Origin of the sequence: Halomonas organivorans, assembly GCF_014192055.1 — a bacterium.
GTDB lineage: Bacteria > Pseudomonadota > Gammaproteobacteria > Pseudomonadales > Halomonadaceae > Halomonas > Halomonas organivorans.
Map to the genome: position 1 here is coordinate 69,092 of NZ_JACHXM010000018.1, position 16,102 is coordinate 85,193.

Below are 16,102 nucleotides of genomic sequence, written 5' to 3' on the forward strand. Positions count from 1 at the left end.
CATGCATATCGCGCTGCTGTCTCGCAATCGCAAGCTCTATTCCACTCGCCGGCTGATCGAGGCCGCCGAGCAAAGGGGACACACCACGCGAGTGGTCGATACCCTGCGCTGCTACATGAGCATCGCCTCGCATCATCCCTCGATCCATTACAAGGGCGCGGAGCTCGAGCCGTTCGACGCCGTGATCCCCCGCATTGGCGCCTCGATCACCTTCTATGGCTGTGCCGTGCTGCGCCAGTTCGAGATGATGGGGACGCCAGTACTCAACGACAGCGTGGCCATCACCCGCTCGCGGGACAAGCTGCGTTCGCTGCAGTTGCTGTCGCGCAAGGGCATCGGCCTGCCTGTGACCGGCTTCGCCCACTCGCCGGACGACATTCCCGACCTGATCACCATGGTCCGAGGGGCCCCTCTGGTGATCAAGCTGCTCGAGGGCACCCAGGGCATCGGCGTCGTGCTGGCCGAGACCAACCAGGCCGCCGAGTCGGTGATCCAGGCCTTCATGGGCATGAAGGCCAACATCATGGTCCAGGAGTACATCAAGGAGGCCAAGGGCGCCGACATCCGCTGCCTGGTGATCGGCGACAAGGTCGTGGCCTCGATGAAGCGCCAGGCCGCCGAAGGCGAGTTTCGCTCCAACCTGCATCGTGGCGGCAGCGCCAGCGTGATCCGCATCACTCCGGAGGAACGCTCCACGGCGATCCGCGCCGCCAAGGCCATGGGCCTGAGGGTCGCCGGCGTCGACCTTCTGCGCTCCAACCATGGGCCCGTGATCATGGAGGTGAATTCCTCACCCGGCCTGCAGGGAATCGAGACCGCCACCGGCAAGGACATCGCCGGACTGATCATCGAACACCTGGAAAAGAGTTCAGTTCCCCGTCGCAAGGCGCCACCCAAGCCTAAAGGCTAAGCCGCATCGCACAATAAATTGGTCGTGGGGGGTGGCAAAAGGCCGGCGACACCCCCACAATCTGCGTCACCGGAGGAGGTGACCGCCCATGTTTCTCGATAATCGCCAGGTGGCGATGGACAGCGTCCTCGAGGCGCTGGCCGACAGCATCGACTATTTCCAGGATAACCATGAGCGCCTGAGGCCAAGCCTGCGTCAGGCCCTGCAGCCCTATTTCGAGACCCGCAAGTCATCGATGCGCCGGCTACAGGAGCTGGCCCGCAAGCACCTCGACCTTCTCCCCCGCGATGCCGATGTCGAGCGCGACGACTACATGTGGCTCTGGAGCCGCCTGAAGAGCTTCGTCGGCGACGACAGCCAGGTGCTGATCAATGAACTGCTGGAACAGGAGCGGGTGCTGATGCAGGCGCTATCGACCCTGTTCACCCACCCGCTGCCCGACCCCATCGAACCGGTCATCGAGGAGTGCTGGAAGCACTGTCGGTCGCTGATTCGTGAACTCTATCGTCAGCAGAAGAAGCATCAGAAGCGCTGAGCGCATCCTGAGGCACGACCTGCAGCGGCTCTTCGGGTCCCAGGAAATGGGGCTCGCGCCCCCAGACATAGAGATCCCCCAGGGTCGCCACCCGAGCGACCCATTCCCGCGCCCTCAGCCATAACACGCCTTCGGAGGGACGCTCCGGTGCCGCGCAGCCACGCGCCTCGAGGCCCAGCGCCTCGGCGATGAACAGCGCCCGCGGCAGATGCCAGGACTGGGTGATCAACAGCGCCCGATCCACCGCGAACACGTCCCGGGCCCGAGACAGGGTGTCGAAGGTGCTGAAGCCGGCGTAGTCCAGGGTCATGGCGGCGTCGGGCACCTCCCGCTTGCGCAGGTCCCGCCACATGGTCACCGGTTCGTTGTAGTAGCGGGTGCTGTTGTCACCGGAGAGCAGCAGGTGCATCACCCGCCCCTGCCGGTAAAGCCGCGCTGCCGCCTGCATGCGCCCCTCGAAGTGCGGGTTGCGCTCACCGCTGCGCGTCCAATGGGAAGTACCGAACACGATGCCGACCCGCTCCGGACCACATTGGCCAGGCTGCGCGTCGATCCGCTCTCGCGTCTCGGACAGCATCCACAGGTTGGCCCCCACGAACAGTAAAATCGCCAGGAGCGCGAGCGCCCCCAGCGACATCAGCAGTCCCCTGACACCTTTCCACAATAAGATGGGCATCCGCCTTTCCTGATTGGCTTACCATAGCGACGATTCATGCCGCGAGCGTCGAGTGGCCGGCCGTTGCCGGCGCCGCGTGGACCGATGAAGATGACGAAGATCCGAGGCTTCGACACCTCGGCGGCCGGAATGGCTTGGTTCGTTCCCGCAGAACCTACGCACTTCCTCATTCCCGATGGGGCGTCGAGCACCGCCATGAATCGCATTGTGGTGAAATGTTGCGGTTAAAACATGCCGAGCTCGAGCTTTGCTTCATCGCTCATCATCTCACGGCTCCAGGGCGGGTCGAAGACGATCTCGGTGTGCACCTGGCTGATCTGCGGGGCACCAAGAATCTTGTGGCGGGCATCGGCGGCGATGACGTCGCCCATGCCGCACCCCGGCGCGGTCAGCGTCATGCGGATGGTGACGATGCGCTCTCCGGTGATCAGCCGCTCGATGCGGCAGCCGTAGACCAGGCCGAGCTCGACGATATCGACCGGGATCTCGGGATCGAAGCAGGTGCGCAGCTGATCCCAGACGAATCGCTCGATCTGCTCCTCGGAGGCATCCTCGGGCAGGGTCGGCCGCGGCAGGGCCTCGAGCCCCAAGGCATCCAGGTTGCTGCCCTCGATCAGGTAGAGCCGTCCCTCATGCCCCACGCTGACCGAGTTGCCCTTGGCCTGCATCACGCTGATCTCGCTGTCCTCGTCAAGCGTCACCGTCTTGCCGAAGGGGATGGAGATGACCTCGACGTCACGCTGCAGGGGCAGGACCTGCCCCTTGCTCAACGCTGCCAATGGATCGGTATCGCTCATGTGTCTCCCTTTGGCTCAGCGCAGCATGCCCACGACCCGCTCCAGCCCGTCGACGAAGACGTCGACCTCCTCGGGGGTGTTGTAGGCGGCGAAGGAGGCACGACAGGTGGCATCCACTCCGAACGACGCCAGCAGCGGCTGGGCGCAGTGATGGCCGGTGCGGATCGCCACGCCGAGCTGGTCGATCAGCAGGCCGATGTCCTGGGCGTGCGCCCCCTCGACGACGAAGGACAGCACGCCGGCCTTGTCCGGCGCGGTGCCGATCAGGCGCAGCCCATCGATGCGTGACACGCTCTCGGTGGCATGCTGGAGCAGTCGCTGCTCCCAGGCGCCGATCAACGGCAGGCCGATCTCGCCGACCCACTGAAGCGCCCGCCCCAGGGCGATGACTTCGGCGATGGCCGGGGTACCGGCCTCGAACTTGTGGGGAATACCGGCAAAGGTGGTCGGCGCGTCGAAGGACACCGTGGCGATCATCTCGCCGCCGCCCTGCCAGGGCGGCATGGCCTCGAGCAGCTCGGCGCGACCGTAGAGCACGCCGACCCCGGTGGGCCCGTAGACCTTGTGACCGGAGAAGGCATAGAAGTCGACGTCGAGTTCACGCACGTCGACTTGCTGGTGGGGCGCGCCCTGGGCGCCGTCGACCAGGATCAGCGCACCGTGCTGGTGGGCCACCTTCGCCATGTCGGCCACCGGATTGACGGTGCCAAGGGCATTGGAGACGTGGTTGACCGCCACCAGCCGGGTGCGCTCGGAGATCAGGTCGCGGTAGGCCGCCTGGTCGAGCACGCCACGCTCGTCCACCGGGATCACCTTGAGGGTGAAACCCTTTTCGGCGGACAGCAGCTGCCAGGGCACGATGTTGGAATGGTGCTCGAGGCGCGAGATCAGCACCTCGTCGCCCTCGCCCAGGTTGGCGCGCCCCCAGCTGCCCGCCACCAGGTTGATGGCCTCGGTGGTACCGCGAGTGAAGACGATCTCACGGGTCTCGGCGGCGCCCAGGAAAGCGCGCACCGTCTCGCGAGTGCCCTCGTAGGCCGCAGTCGCCTCGTCGGCCAGGGTGTGCAGGCCGCGATGAATGTTGGCGTTGTAGCGCTCGTAGTAGTCCTCGAAGACCTCGATCACCTGGCTCGGGGTCTGGCTGGTCGCCGCGTTGTCGAGATAGACCAGCGGCTTGCCATGAACCTCCCGATCGAGGATCGGGAAGTCGCGGCGGACCCGGGCTACGTCCAGCAGCAGATCGCTGAAGTCGACCATGGATCAGTCCTCGCTGAAGGCGGCGGCGGTCTCCACCAGCCCCGCCAGGTTGAAGCGTTCCGGCAGCTTGCCGGCCACGGTCAGCTCGACCCGCTCGGCCACGGCGTCGAGATCGACCAGCTCCATCACCTCACCGGCGAAGGCCAGGGTCAGCAGCCCGCGGGCGGTCTGCTCGTCGATGCCGCGGGCACGAAGCGCATAGACCGCTTCCGCGTCGAGCTGGCCGGTGGTGGCCCCGTGGGCGCACTTGACGTCGTCAGCGTAGATCTCGAGTTCGGGCTTGGTGTCGACTTCGGCGCGGTCGGAGAGCAGCAGGTTGGCGTTGCTCTGCTCGGACTCGATCTTCTGGCTGTCGCGCTTGACCACCACCCGGCCGTTGAACACGCCATGGGCCCGGTCGTCGAGGATGCCCTTGTAGTTCTCGCTGGAACGGGTGTGGGGTGCGTTGTGGTTGACCAGGGTGTGGTTATCCACGTGCTGGCGGCCCTGGCCGTAGAACAGGCCATGGAAGGTCGCCTCGGCGCCCTCGCCGTTGAGGTCGCTGACCAGGTCGTTGCGCACCAGGCCGCCGCCCAGGTTGAGGTTGAACGAGGTATAGCGGCTATCGCGGGCCTGCTCCACCTGGATGCTGGCCACATGGCGATCCTTGAGCGGCGCCTCCTGCAGCTTGTAGTGGGTCAGGATGGCGCCGCGATCGAGGATGATCTCCTCCACCAGGTTGGTGAAGTTGGCGGCGCCCTCCTCGCCTACGTGGTGCTCGATCAGGGTGGCCTGGCTGCGTCCGCCGGCCTCGACCAGGATGCGCGGATGACTCATCACCTCGCGCTCGCCGGCCCGGGACAGGAATTGCAGCACGATGGGCTTCTCCACCACCGTGCGAGGCGCCAGCCGGACCAGGGCCCCTTCCTCGAAGAAGGCGGTGTTGAGGGCGGCGAAGGGCGAGAACTCGACGCCGGTGAGACGACCCAGCGGGCCACCCACGGCCTCGTGGTTCTCCTCCAGAGCCTTCGACAGCGGCACGACCTGCACCCCCGCGGGCAGCTCGCCGAGGTCCGACAGCGCGGGAGCGAACACGCCGTCGACGAAGGTCAGCCGATGAGCCTCGATGGGCAGGGTCAGCGCCGCCGCCGCGGCCGGTGAAAATTCCGCGCTATCCGCCAGGGCGAAGTCGTTGGCGGCGATGTCGCGCACGTCGGTGTACTTCCATTCCTCGATACGCCGGTGCGGGAAGCCCAGCGCCTCGAAGCGGGCGGCGCCGGCCTGCCGCCGGGCGGCGATCCAGGTCGGCTCGGCGCCACGGGCGGCATTGCGCTCGGCCAGACGGTCGAGGAAGCGTTGCACGTCGTCATTCATGCCGCGGAGCCCTCCAGCAGCCAGTCGTAGCCGCGGTCCTCGAGTTCACGTGCCAGCTCGGCGTCGCCGCTCTTGACGATGCGGCCGTCGACCAGCACGTGCACCCGGTCGGGCACGATGTAGTCGAGCAGGCGCTGGTAGTGGGTCACCAGCAGGATGCCGCGATCCTCGGCACGCAGCGAGTTGACGCCCTCGGCGACCACCTTCATGGCGTCGATGTCGAGGCCGGAGTCGATCTCGTCGAGCATGGCCAGCTTCGGCTGGAGCACCAGCATCTGCAGGATCTCGTTACGCTTCTTCTCGCCGCCGGAGAAGCCCTCGTTGACGGCGCGCTGCAGGAAGCTGGCGTCCATCTTCATGAAGGCGATCTTCTCCTTGATCAGCTTCATGAACTCGGGCGCCGGGATCTCGCCCAACCCCTCGGCCTCGCGCTTGGCGTTGAGCGCGGCCTTGAGCAGGTAGATGTTCTTCACCCCGGGAATCTCGACCGGGTACTGGAAGCCCAGCAGCAGCCCGGCACGGGCGCGCTCCTCGATCTCCATCTCGAGCACGTCCTGCCCCTCGAAGGTGATCGTACCCTGGGTGACCTCATAGCCGTCCTTGCCGGCGATCACCGCCGACAGGGTCGACTTGCCGGCCCCGTTGGGGCCCATGATGGCGTGCACCTCGCCGGCGCCGATGGTCAGGTTGAGGCCCTTGAGGATCTCGGAACCCTCGACCGTGACGTGCAGATCCTTGACTTCGAGCATCTTGACTACCCTTGATTCGTGATGAGCCGCCGGCGCGACTCCTTGAATGTTTTGACCTTTTCGCGAATCCGGAGAAACACGAGAACGACACGCAGGATGAAAGGCTTAACCGACCGCCCCTTCGAGGGTGACGTTCAGCAGCGCCTCGGCCTCCACCGCGAACTCCATCGGCAGCTCCTGGAAGACGTCCTTGCAGAAGCCGTTGACGATCATGTTCACCGCGTCCTCCTCGGCGATGCCGCGGCTCTGGCAGTAGAACAGCTGGTCCTCGCCGATCTTGGAGGTGGTCGCCTCGTGTTCCACGGTAGCCGAGCTGTTGCGGATCTCCTGGTAGGGGAAGGTATGGGCCCCGCAGGTGTCGCCGATCAGCAGCGAGTCGCACTGGGTGTAGTTGCGGGCGTTGCGCGCGCGCGGCCCCACCTTGACCAGGCCCCGGTAGGACTGGTCGGAGCGGCCGGCGGAGATCCCCTTGGAGACGATCGTCGAGCGCGAGCCCTCGCCGATGTGGATCATCTTGGTGCCGGTATCGGCCTGCTGGCGACCGTTGGTCACCGCCACCGAGTAGAACTCGCCCACGCTGTCCTTGCCCCGCAGCATGCAGGACGGGTACTTCCAGGTGATGGCGGAGCCGGTCTCGACCTGGGTCCAGCTGATGTGGGAGCGGTCGCCGCGGCAGTCGCCGCGCTTGGTGACGAAGTTGTAGATGCCCCCCTTGCCATCCTCGTCGCCCGGATACCAGTTCTGCACCGTGGAGTACTTGATCGAGGCGTCTTCGAGTGCCACCAGCTCGACCACCGCGGCATGCAGCTGGTTCTCATCACGCTGGGGCGCGGTGCAGCCCTCCAGATAGGAGACCTGGGCACGGCTCTCGCAGACGATCAGGGTGCGCTCGAACTGGCCGGTGTTGGCGGCGTTGATGCGGAAGTAGGTGGACAGCTCCATGGGGCAGGTCACGCCTTCCGGCACGAACACGAAGGAACCGTCGGTGAACACCGCAGAGTTGAGTGCCGCGAAGTAGTTGTCGCCCTGGGGCACCACGCTGCCCAGGTACTGCTTGACCAGCTCCGGGTAGTCGCGGATCGCCTCGGAGATCGAGCAGAAGATCACGCCCGCCTCGTGCAGCTTGTCCTTGAAGGTGGTGGTCACCGAGACGGAATCGAAGACCGCGTCCACCGCGACCCCGGCCAGCGCCGCCCGCTCGTGAAGCGGGATGCCCAGCTTCTCGTAGGTCTCGAGCAGCTTGGGATCGACCTCATCAAGGCTCTGGGGCTTGTCCTCGTCGCGCTTGGGGGCGCTGTAGTAGGAGATCGCCTGATAGTCGATCGGCGGGTAGTCCAGGTGCGCCCAGGAGGGGGGCGTCATCTTCAGCCACTGGTGGTAGGCCTTCAGGCGCCACTCCAGCATCCACTCGGGCTCGCCTTTCTTCTTCGAGATGAAGGCGATGGTGTTCTCGTCCAGGCCCGGCGGTACCGTATCGCTCTCGATGTCGGTCACGAAGCCTTCCTTGTATTCGCGACGGACAAGCTGTTCCATTTCCTGACTTGCCATGATGTTGTCCCCTCCCGGGCTGGTTGGGTCGGCGAGCAGAGCTCGCCTCGGGTAAAGAATCCGCGGGTGATCAGGCCTCGGCGGCCAGACTCACGCTCTGAATGGGCAGCTGCACCGGCAGCTTGATCGGGGTGGTGTCGGCCAGGTGGGCCAGGGTCACGCTGTCGAGCAGGGCCCGCACCGCCAGCGATACCCGCTGCCAGTTGTCGGAGACGCCGCAGGTGGCCACCAGCTCGCAGTCGCCCTCGGCCTGACTGCACTCGGTCATCGCCACCGGCCCCTCGATGGCGGCGATGATGTCGCTGGCGGTGATATGCGACGCCGGCCGCGCCAGGGAATAGCCCCCCTGGGCACCGCGGCGAGACTCCAGCAGCCCCGCACGCACCAGCATCTTCAGCGTCTTGCTGACCGTCGGATGCGGCACCTGAACCGCCTCGGCGAGTTCCGCCGCCGCATGCGGCTGCTCGGGATGACGGGCGATCTGCGCCATCACCACCGCCGCGTAGTCGGTCAGTCTGGAAAGCTTCAGCAAGGCGAACCTCCCCGGAAACACCCCTGTTGATCGATTGCGGACCATTTTAGTCCTGTATGGCGCCGATGTGAACCCTCGACCAGGCGCTTTCCTGCCCGAGAGCGACACTTGGCGACACGTTCGATGCCATTACCATCAAAAACGACAATCGTTCTCATTCTAAAACACAATCACTTCACCCCATCGCCCGTCGCCCGTCGCCCGTCGCCCGAAGCCCGAAGCCCGAAGCCCGAAGCCCCAAGCCCCAAGCCCCAAGCCCCAAGCCCGAAGCCCGAAGCCCGAAGCCCGAAGCTGAACCCCATGCATCACGGCTCGCAATTCCCACCATTGCGTATCGTCATCCACGCAAAAACAACGCTTTGCTAAGCTACGACCCCATGACGAGCGCCTGCCTCACGCTCACGACATCATCGGTACTACGTCGTCAACGCCCGCCGACGGCTATGCTTCTTCGGCATGGAAACGATTAGGAGATAGGGACTTGGAGCTCTTTCAGTACGCCCTGGACAACCTCGACCTGCTGCTCTCGCGAACGCTCGAGCACATTGCCCTGGTCGGGGTGGCCGTAGGGATCGCCACCCTCACCGGCGTGCCCATCGGCATCGCCATCACCAAGAACGAGCGCCTGGCCAAGACCGTGCTTTACGTGGCCTCGATCATCGTCACGGTGCCGTCCATCGCGCTGTTCGGGATCATGATTCCGGTGCTGTCGCTGATCGGCCATGGCATCGGCTACCTGCCGGCGGTCATCGCCGTGCTGCTCTACTCTCAGCTGCCGATCATCCGCAACACCTACACCGCCATCAACAACGTGGACCCGGCCCTGCGCGAGGCGGCCCGCGGCATCGGCATGAGCCAGAACCAGCGCCTGCGCATGGTGGAAATCCCGCTGGCGGTGCCGGTAATCATGGCCGGGGTGCGCACCGCGGTAGTGCTCAACATCGGGGTGATGGCCATCGCCGCCTACATCGGCGCCGGCGGGCTCGGCACCTTCATCAGCCGCGGCATCTCGCAGTCCGATCCCCGCCAGCTGATCGTCGGTGCCGTGGCGGTCAGCCTGCTGGCGATCATCGTCGACTACGGCCTGCTGGCACTGCAGAAGCGCCTGACGCCCCTGGGCATGGAGCGCGCCGCCGAGACGGCCTGATGCCGCACCTCGCCGCCCCGCCTCACCAACAAGGACTCCGCTGAATGATTCGATTGGACAACCTGACCAAGGTCTTCGACACCCCCAAGGGGGCGGTCACCGCCGCCGACCACATCAACATGGACGTGCCCGCCGGCGAGATCTGCATCCTCCTGGGGCCCTCCGGCTGCGGCAAGACCACCACCCTGAAGATGATCAACCGCATCATCCGCCCCACTTCAGGCAAGGTGTTCATCAACGGCGAGGACACCACCGACCTGAACACTCAGGAACTGCGCCGCAACATCGGCTACGTGATTCAGCAGATCGGCCTGTTCCCCAACATGACCATCGAGGAAAACATCGTGGTGGTGCCCAAACTGCTGGGCTGGGACAAGGCCAAGTACAAGGCCCGCGCCCGGGAGCTGATGGACATGATCGCGCTGGACCCGGATGCCTTTCTCAAGCGCTACCCCAACGAGCTCTCCGGCGGCCAGCAGCAGCGCATCGGCGTGGCCCGGGCGCTGGCCGCCGACCCGCCGGTGATGCTGATGGACGAACCGTTCGGCGCCATCGATCCGATCAACCGCGCGGTGATCCAGGACGAGTTCCTCAAGATGCAGCAGGAGCTCAACAAGACCATCATGTTCGTCAGTCACGACATCGACGAGGCGATCAAGATGGGCGACCGCGTCGCCATCTTTCGCGCCGGCCGTCTGGAGCAGTACTCCACGCCAGACGAGCTGCTGGCCAACCCCAAGGACGACTTCGTCGAGTCCTTTCTCGGCGAGGACCGGGCGCTGAAGCGCCTCAACCTGGTCAAGGTGCGTGACGTGGTCTCCGACGAGATCGGCACCGTGTCCCCCGGCGACACCCTGGAGACCGCCCTGGCACGAATCGACGACTTCGGCTACCAGAACGCCATCCTGGTGGTGAACGACCGTCGCCAGCCGGTGGGGCTGATCACCCGCTCCCAGGCGCGCACCACCAAGGGCTACTGCCGCGACCACTTCCAGAACGTGCCGGCCACGGTGTCGCTGGACGACGACCTGCGCAAGGTGGCCTCGCTGATGTTCTCCAACGACATCACCTGGCTGCCCTGCGTGGACGAGACCGGCCGCGTCTGCGGCCAGATCACCCAGCGCGCCATGACCCACCACCTGGGCTCGCGGTTCCGTCCCAAGGAGCAAGCACCCGCGACTGCCGACCCGGCCACCAAGGAGTAAGCCGATGCCGATCCAGAGCCTGAAGGGGGCCCTGCGCATTGCGCTGCTCATCGCCATCTTCTTCGTCGGCGTGTGGAGCCAGTCCAGCGGGGTCATCGACGACTTCATCTTCTACCTGCCCGATGTCCAGTTCCTGGCCGTCCAGCACCTGTGGCTGACCGCCATTTCAGGGGGCCTGGCCATTGTGGTGGCGATTCCCCTGGGGGTCGTGCTGTCGCGTCCCAGCATGGCCCGAGTCGCCGAATCGGCGATGCAGGTCCTCAACGTCGGCACCACCATTCCCACCCTGGCGGTGCTGGCGCTGTCGATGAGCTTCCTGGGCATCGGCACCGTGCCGGCGGTATTCGGGCTGTTCGTGGCCACCCTGCTGCCGATCACCCGCAACACCTATGCCGGCCTCAAGGGCGTCAACCCGGCGCTGATGGAAGCCGCCGCGGGAATCGGCATGTCGCCGACCCAGCGCCTGCTGCGCGTCGAGCTGCCCAATGCCCTCTACGTGATCTTCGCCGGCATCCGCACGGCGCTGACCATCAACGTGGGCACCGTGCCGCTGGCCTTCCTGATCGGTGCCGGCGGGCTCGGCGAACTGATCTTCACCGGCATCGACCTCTATGACCCGGTGATGATGCTGTCCGGCGCCATTCCCACTGCCCTGCTGGCGATCGTGGTCGATGCCGTGGTGGCGACCACCGCCTTTTTGGTAGTACCCCGCGGGGTCAACCCGTCGCGGGCCTGAACGGGCAACACCTGCGCATTTCCGGCCGCCTGTGGGCGGTCCCATTCGGCAAGATTCACCACTGGCAAGATCAAGGAGAACACCATGAAACGCTTGATGATGACGCTTTCCGGCCTGGCGCTCGCCGGCGCCATGACCACCGCCCAGGCCAACGAGGTCGTGGTCGGCGGCAAGAACTTCACCGAGCAGCAGATACTGGCCAGCATGACGTCCCAGTACCTGACGGGGCTCGGCTATGACGTCGAGACCCGTGCCGGCATGGGCTCCGCGGTACTCCGCCAGGCCCAGGAGAACGGCCAGATCGACCTCTACTGGGAGTACACCGGCACCTCGCTGATCAACTACAACGACGTCACCGAGTCGCTGTCGCCAGAGGAAACCTATCAGCGGGTCAAGGAACTCGACGGCGAGAAGGGCCTGGTGTGGCTGGAGCCGTCCGCCGCCAACAACACCTATGCCCTGGCCATGCGTGAGGAGAGCGTCGAGGAGACCGGCATCGATTCCCTCTCCAAGCTGGCCCAGGCGGTCAACGACGGCGAAGAGCTGAGCTTCGCCATGAACGCCGAGTTCTATGCCCGCGAAGACGGCTGGCGACCGCTGCAGCAGGCCTACGACTTCCGCGTCGGCCGCGCCGACGTCAAGCGCATGGATTCCGGCCTGGTCTACCAGGCACTGCGCGACGGCCAGGTCGACGTGGGCCTGGTGTTCGCCACCGACGGCCGCATCCCGGCCTTCGACTTCCAGGTCCTCGAGGACGACCAGAATTTCTTCCCGGCCTATGCCCTGACCCCGGTGGTTCGCCAAGAGACCCTGGAAGCCAACCCGGACCTCGCCGAGCAGATGAACGCACTGTCCGCGCTGCTCGACGACCAGACCATGGCCACCCTCAACGCCCAGGTCGACGTGGAGCGTGAGACCATCGAGGACGTTGCCAAGCGCTTCCTCGAGGAAAACGAGCTGCTCTGAGCAGATCCTGCCGCGACATCGCACCGAAGGCCGCCCACGGGCGGCCTTCGCCGTCTCCCCCCTCGACGAGCCTGCCATGACCACCGCCCCGCTCGACTGGATCCTCCACGCCGACCCGTTGCCCGACGCCGCCCTCGAAGCCCAGGCCAAGCGCTGCCTGCTGGACCTCGTCGGGGTAGCCGCGGGCGCCACCCGCACCGAACTTGCCGACCATGCCCGACGCTTCGCCGTCACCCAGCACGGCGGGAATCGGCCGCTGCTGTTCGCCGACGGCCGGGCCTCGCCCAGCGGGGTGGCCTTGCACGGCGCCTGGCTGATCGATGCCCTTGACGCCCACGACGGCCAGGTGCTGACCAAGGGCCACGCCGGCGTCGCCCTGCTGCCGGGACTGCTGGCTCTGCCCGAGGTCGCGCAGCTCTCGGGCCGCGACTTTCTGGCTCTGCTGACGCTGGGCTACGAGGTCGCCACCCGTGCCGGCATCGCCCTGCATGCCACGAGCCCCGACTATCACACCTCAGGAGCCTGGAACGCCCTGGGCGTGGCGGCCATGGCCAGCCGCCTGATGGGGCTGGATCGAGAACGACTCCATCATGCCCTGGGGATCGCCGAGTTCTACGGCCCGCGCAGCCAGATGATGCGCTGCATCGACCATCCCACCATGCTCAAGGACGGCTCCGGCTGGGGCGCGATGACCGGCATTTCCGCCGCGCTGCTAGCCCGTGACGGCTTCACCGGGGCTCCGGCGCTGACCGTTACCGCCCCCGAGGTCGCGGGCATCTGGGGTGACCTGGGCCATCGCTGGTATCTGCACGAGCAGTACTTCAAGGCCTACCCGGTGTGCCGCTGGGCCCAGCCGGCCGTGGAGGCGGTGCTGTCGCTGCGCGGGCGGATCATCGACCCGACGAAGATCTCGCGGATCGAGATCACGACCTTCCACGAAGGCAAGCGGCTACACGTGATGCACCCCGCCAGCACCGAACAGGCCCAGTACAGCCTGCCCTGGTCGGTGGCCTGCGCCCTGGCACACGGCACCCTCGATGCCGATGCCGTCACCACCCTCGACGACCCGGCGCTGCGTGCCCTGGCCTCCCGGGTCGAGATCCACGAAAGCGACACCTTCAATGCCCGCTTCCCCGCCGAGCGCTGGGCCTCGGCACGGCTGCACCTGGCAGACAGCCGAGTGCTGGAAAGCGAGCCCTGCGAGGCCCGCGGCAACCCGCACAACCCGCTGTCCGACGATGAGCTGATCGCCAAGTATCACGGCCTGGCCGCACCGGCCCTCGGCACACGCGCCGAGGCGCTGAAGCGGATCATCCTGACCCTAGAGGCGCGCCCGGTCGGCGATCTGCTCGACCTGCTCGGACCGGCCGGGGCAGACTGAACCACCTCCCTCGGTCGCGTCTTCACCACCGACCGACCCACTAGCGCCGCTCTCCGTTGCCATGAGGACGTGATATGCACTATCAGGACGAACTCCATGTCGCCGCCGCCCAGCTCAACGCCGAGCTGGGCGAGGTAGATGCCAATCTCGAGCGCCACCTCGAGATCCTCCGGGACGCTGCCGACCGCGGCGTCGAACTGCTGGTCTTCCCCGAGCTCTCGCTGACCGGATATGGTCTGGGCAGCGACGTGATGCGTGTCGCCATGCCGGTCGAGGACCCGCGACTGGCACGGCTGGCCAGGGCCTGCGGCGAGATGCAGGCGGTGGTCGGCTTCGTCGAGGAAGCCAGCCCCGGCGAGTACTACAACGCCCTGGCCATCCTCCAGCACGGCGAGATCGTCGCCGTGCACCGCAAGCTCAACCTGCCCACCTACGGCGGCCTCGAGGAAGGCAAGTGGTTCACCCACGGCAGCGAGATCACCCACGCTCAGGTGCGCCCCGGCTGGTCGGCGACGCAGCTGATCTGCGCTGACCTGTGGAATCCCGCGCTGGTGCACGCCGCCCTGCTGCCACGTCCCACCGTGCTCTGCGCGCCGATCAACTCGGCTTCGGGCATCGTCAGCGAGGACTTCTCCAACGAACAGAACTGGGCACTCAACGTGCGCTTCTACGCCATGACCTACGGCACGCCGGTGATCATGGCCAACCGCTACGGCCCCGAGGGCGCGAGCCACTTCTGGGGCGGCTCGCGCATCCTTGGCCCGCGTGGCGAGACGCTCGCCGAGGCCGAGGACCGGGAGGGCCTGATCACGGCGATCCTATCGCGCACCGCCATTGCCAAGGCCCGCTTCGAACTGCCCACCCACCGCGATGCCGACACCCCGCTGGTGCGCGAACTGATGGCCGGCTATCGATAGGCGTTTTCCAGGACGATGGGCACCTTGCCAAGGTGCCTTTTTTCTCCCCATGGCGACAAAAAATGCTAGAATCCCTGGCATCCATTCGATGTCATGACACGGAAGATTCTCGCATGAAGACGACCGCCAAGAGCATTCTCGTCATGGGGGTTTCCGGATCGGGAAAGTCTCATATAGGGCGACAGCTTGCCGCCGCCCTGGGGGCTACCTTTATCGACGGTGACGATCACCATGGCCCGGACAACATCGCCAAGATGAGCCGCGGCGAGCCCCTCGATGACCATGACCGCGCCAGCTGGCTGGCGACCCTTTCTGACCTCTACCGCGACTACCGCGACCAGGGACGCGATCTGATCATCGGCTGCTCGGCGCTCAAGCGCGGCTACCGTGACCAGCTTCGCCAGGCGGCTCCCGACCTGAAGATCCTCTATCTGTCGGGAAGCCGACGGGTTCTCCTGGAACGCCTGGAATCTCGGGGCGGCCACTTCTTCGCCGGCTCCCACATGCTGGACAGCCAGCTCGCCACCCTCGAGGCGCCCGGCGACGACGAAGCCATTCGCGTCGACATCCAGCAGCCACCCCGGAAAATCGTCGAGCATTTCCTCGCCTCTCTCACCGATACCTGAGCCACCTTCCTCTACACCATTACAAAAAAAACGGCGCCATGGCGCCGTTTTCTTTTCCCATGATGTCGCGATAACTTCTTCGAATATCGCACCAAGGGTTTTCATCGAACTCTGACAAAAAAGGCGAGCCATCATCAGCGCGATGGCTCGCCAAAAGCGTCGTTATTTTATCTCGGCTCAGCCAACCAGCCACATGGCCAGGTTCGGCCAGAACAGCAGCGCGAACAGCACGCACAGCTGCAGGGCGATGAACGGCAGCAGCGAGACGAAGATGTCCTTCAGGCTGACCTCGGGCGGCGCCACGCCCTTGAGGTAGAAGGCGGCCGGGCCGAACGGCGGCGACAGGAACGACACCTGCATGTTCACCGCGAACAGGATGCCGAACCAGATCGGGCTGTAGCCCAGTTGCTCGACGATCGGCACGAAGATCGGCAGCGTCAGCATCGCCACCCCGATCCAGTCGAGGAACATGCCCAGCACCAGCAGGATCGCCATCATCACCAGGATGATCACGATCGGCGCCACGTCGAGGCCCATGATCATGCCCGAGATGAAGCGGTTACCGCCCATCAGGTTGTAGACCCCCACCAGCGCCGCGGCGCCGATGCCGATCCAGATGATCATGCCGCAGGTGGTCAGCGTCTGGCCGAGGCTCTGGTGCAGGGTCTTGACCGAGAACTCGCCGCGGGCGACCACCGCCAGCAGCACGCCGAACACGCCCATGGCCGCCGCCTCGGTCACCGAGGCCACGCCGCCGTAGATCGAGC

17 protein-coding genes are annotated in these 16,102 nt (G+C 65.8%); 9 read left to right on the forward strand and 8 right to left on the reverse strand.

From position 1 onward, the window contains the following. Position 1: 1 nt before the first annotated feature. Together rimK and FHR96_RS15480 are read left to right on the forward strand one after the other, a co-directional pair. Entirely contained in the window at positions 2-910 is a 909-nt protein-coding gene (gene rimK, locus FHR96_RS15475; RefSeq protein ID WP_183388625.1) for a 30S ribosomal protein S6--L-glutamate ligase, read from the forward strand. Between the two features lie 88 nt (positions 911-998). After that, positions 999-1,445, forward strand: coding sequence for a hypothetical protein (locus tag FHR96_RS15480; RefSeq protein ID WP_183388626.1), 447 nt, complete (start codon positions 999-1,001; stop codon positions 1,443-1,445). On the opposite strand, the gene FHR96_RS15485 is transcribed toward FHR96_RS15480, so the two are convergent. The 7 genes from FHR96_RS15485 to FHR96_RS15515 all read right to left on the reverse strand — a co-directional run bounded on the left by FHR96_RS15485 (position 1,366) and on the right by FHR96_RS15515 (position 8,357). Next, positions 1,366-2,121, reverse strand: a complete 756-nt coding sequence (locus tag FHR96_RS15485) for a SanA/YdcF family protein (protein WP_183388627.1) — start codon at positions 2,119-2,121, stop codon at positions 1,366-1,368. The genes FHR96_RS15480 and FHR96_RS15485 overlap by 80 nt on opposite strands. Before the next feature lie 224 nt (positions 2,122-2,345). Next, positions 2,346-2,918, reverse strand: a complete 573-nt coding sequence (gene sufT / locus FHR96_RS15490) for a putative Fe-S cluster assembly protein SufT (protein WP_183388628.1) — start codon at positions 2,916-2,918, stop codon at positions 2,346-2,348. 15 nt (positions 2,919-2,933) lie between these two features. Next, a complete protein-coding gene (locus FHR96_RS15495) occupies positions 2,934-4,175 on the reverse strand; it encodes a cysteine desulfurase (RefSeq protein ID WP_281378410.1) in 1,242 nt (413 codons plus the stop codon). Between the two features lie 3 nt (positions 4,176-4,178). After that, complete coding sequence (gene sufD, locus FHR96_RS15500; RefSeq protein WP_183388629.1) at positions 4,179-5,528, reverse strand: Fe-S cluster assembly protein SufD; 1,350 nt, start codon at positions 5,526-5,528, stop codon at positions 4,179-4,181. Beyond that, positions 5,525-6,277, reverse strand: coding sequence for a Fe-S cluster assembly ATPase SufC (gene sufC, locus FHR96_RS15505; protein WP_183388630.1), 753 nt, complete (start codon positions 6,275-6,277; stop codon positions 5,525-5,527). The genes sufD and sufC overlap by 4 nt, the downstream gene beginning before the upstream one ends. A gap of 105 nt (positions 6,278-6,382) precedes the next feature. Beyond that, a complete protein-coding gene (gene sufB / locus FHR96_RS15510) occupies positions 6,383-7,825 on the reverse strand; it encodes a Fe-S cluster assembly protein SufB (protein WP_183388631.1) in 1,443 nt (480 codons plus the stop codon). Between the two features lie 70 nt (positions 7,826-7,895). Further along, on the reverse strand, positions 7,896-8,357 hold the full coding sequence (locus tag FHR96_RS15515) for an SUF system Fe-S cluster assembly regulator (protein WP_183388632.1): 462 nt from the start codon (positions 8,355-8,357) through the stop codon (positions 7,896-7,898). 481 nt (positions 8,358-8,838) lie between these two features. On the opposite strand from FHR96_RS15515, the gene FHR96_RS15520 reads away from it, so the two are divergent. The 7 genes from FHR96_RS15520 to FHR96_RS15550 all read left to right on the forward strand — a co-directional run bounded on the left by FHR96_RS15520 (position 8,839) and on the right by FHR96_RS15550 (position 15,335). Beyond that, a complete protein-coding gene (locus tag FHR96_RS15520) occupies positions 8,839-9,504 on the forward strand; it encodes an ABC transporter permease (RefSeq protein ID WP_183388633.1) in 666 nt (221 codons plus the stop codon). Positions 9,505-9,548: 44 nt separating this feature from the next. After that, the gene (locus tag FHR96_RS15525) at positions 9,549-10,709 is read left to right on the forward strand and encodes an ABC transporter ATP-binding protein (RefSeq protein WP_183388634.1); all 1,161 of its coding nucleotides are present in this window, start codon (positions 9,549-9,551) and stop codon (positions 10,707-10,709) included. A 4-nt stretch (positions 10,710-10,713) separates the two neighbouring features. Next, positions 10,714-11,445 carry an ABC transporter permease gene (locus tag FHR96_RS15530; RefSeq protein ID WP_183388635.1) on the forward strand — a complete coding sequence of 244 codons (732 nt, stop codon included), beginning with the start codon at positions 10,714-10,716 and terminating at the stop codon, positions 11,443-11,445. A gap of 84 nt (positions 11,446-11,529) precedes the next feature. Beyond that, complete coding sequence (locus FHR96_RS15535) at positions 11,530-12,411, forward strand: glycine betaine ABC transporter substrate-binding protein (RefSeq protein WP_183388636.1); 882 nt, start codon at positions 11,530-11,532, stop codon at positions 12,409-12,411. A 76-nt stretch (positions 12,412-12,487) separates the two neighbouring features. Next, entirely contained in the window at positions 12,488-13,792 is a 1,305-nt protein-coding gene (locus FHR96_RS15540) for an MmgE/PrpD family protein (RefSeq protein WP_183388637.1), read from the forward strand. 74 nt (positions 13,793-13,866) lie between these two features. Next, a complete protein-coding gene (locus tag FHR96_RS15545) occupies positions 13,867-14,709 on the forward strand; it encodes a nitrilase-related carbon-nitrogen hydrolase (RefSeq protein ID WP_183388638.1) in 843 nt (280 codons plus the stop codon). A gap of 113 nt (positions 14,710-14,822) precedes the next feature. Then, a complete protein-coding gene (locus tag FHR96_RS15550) occupies positions 14,823-15,335 on the forward strand; it encodes a gluconokinase (RefSeq protein ID WP_183388639.1) in 513 nt (170 codons plus the stop codon). A 177-nt stretch (positions 15,336-15,512) separates the two neighbouring features. On the opposite strand, the gene FHR96_RS15555 is transcribed toward FHR96_RS15550, so the two are convergent. Further along, positions 15,513-16,102: TRAP transporter large permease subunit (locus FHR96_RS15555; RefSeq protein WP_183388640.1), on the reverse strand; the 590-nt coding region annotated here is incomplete at its 5' end.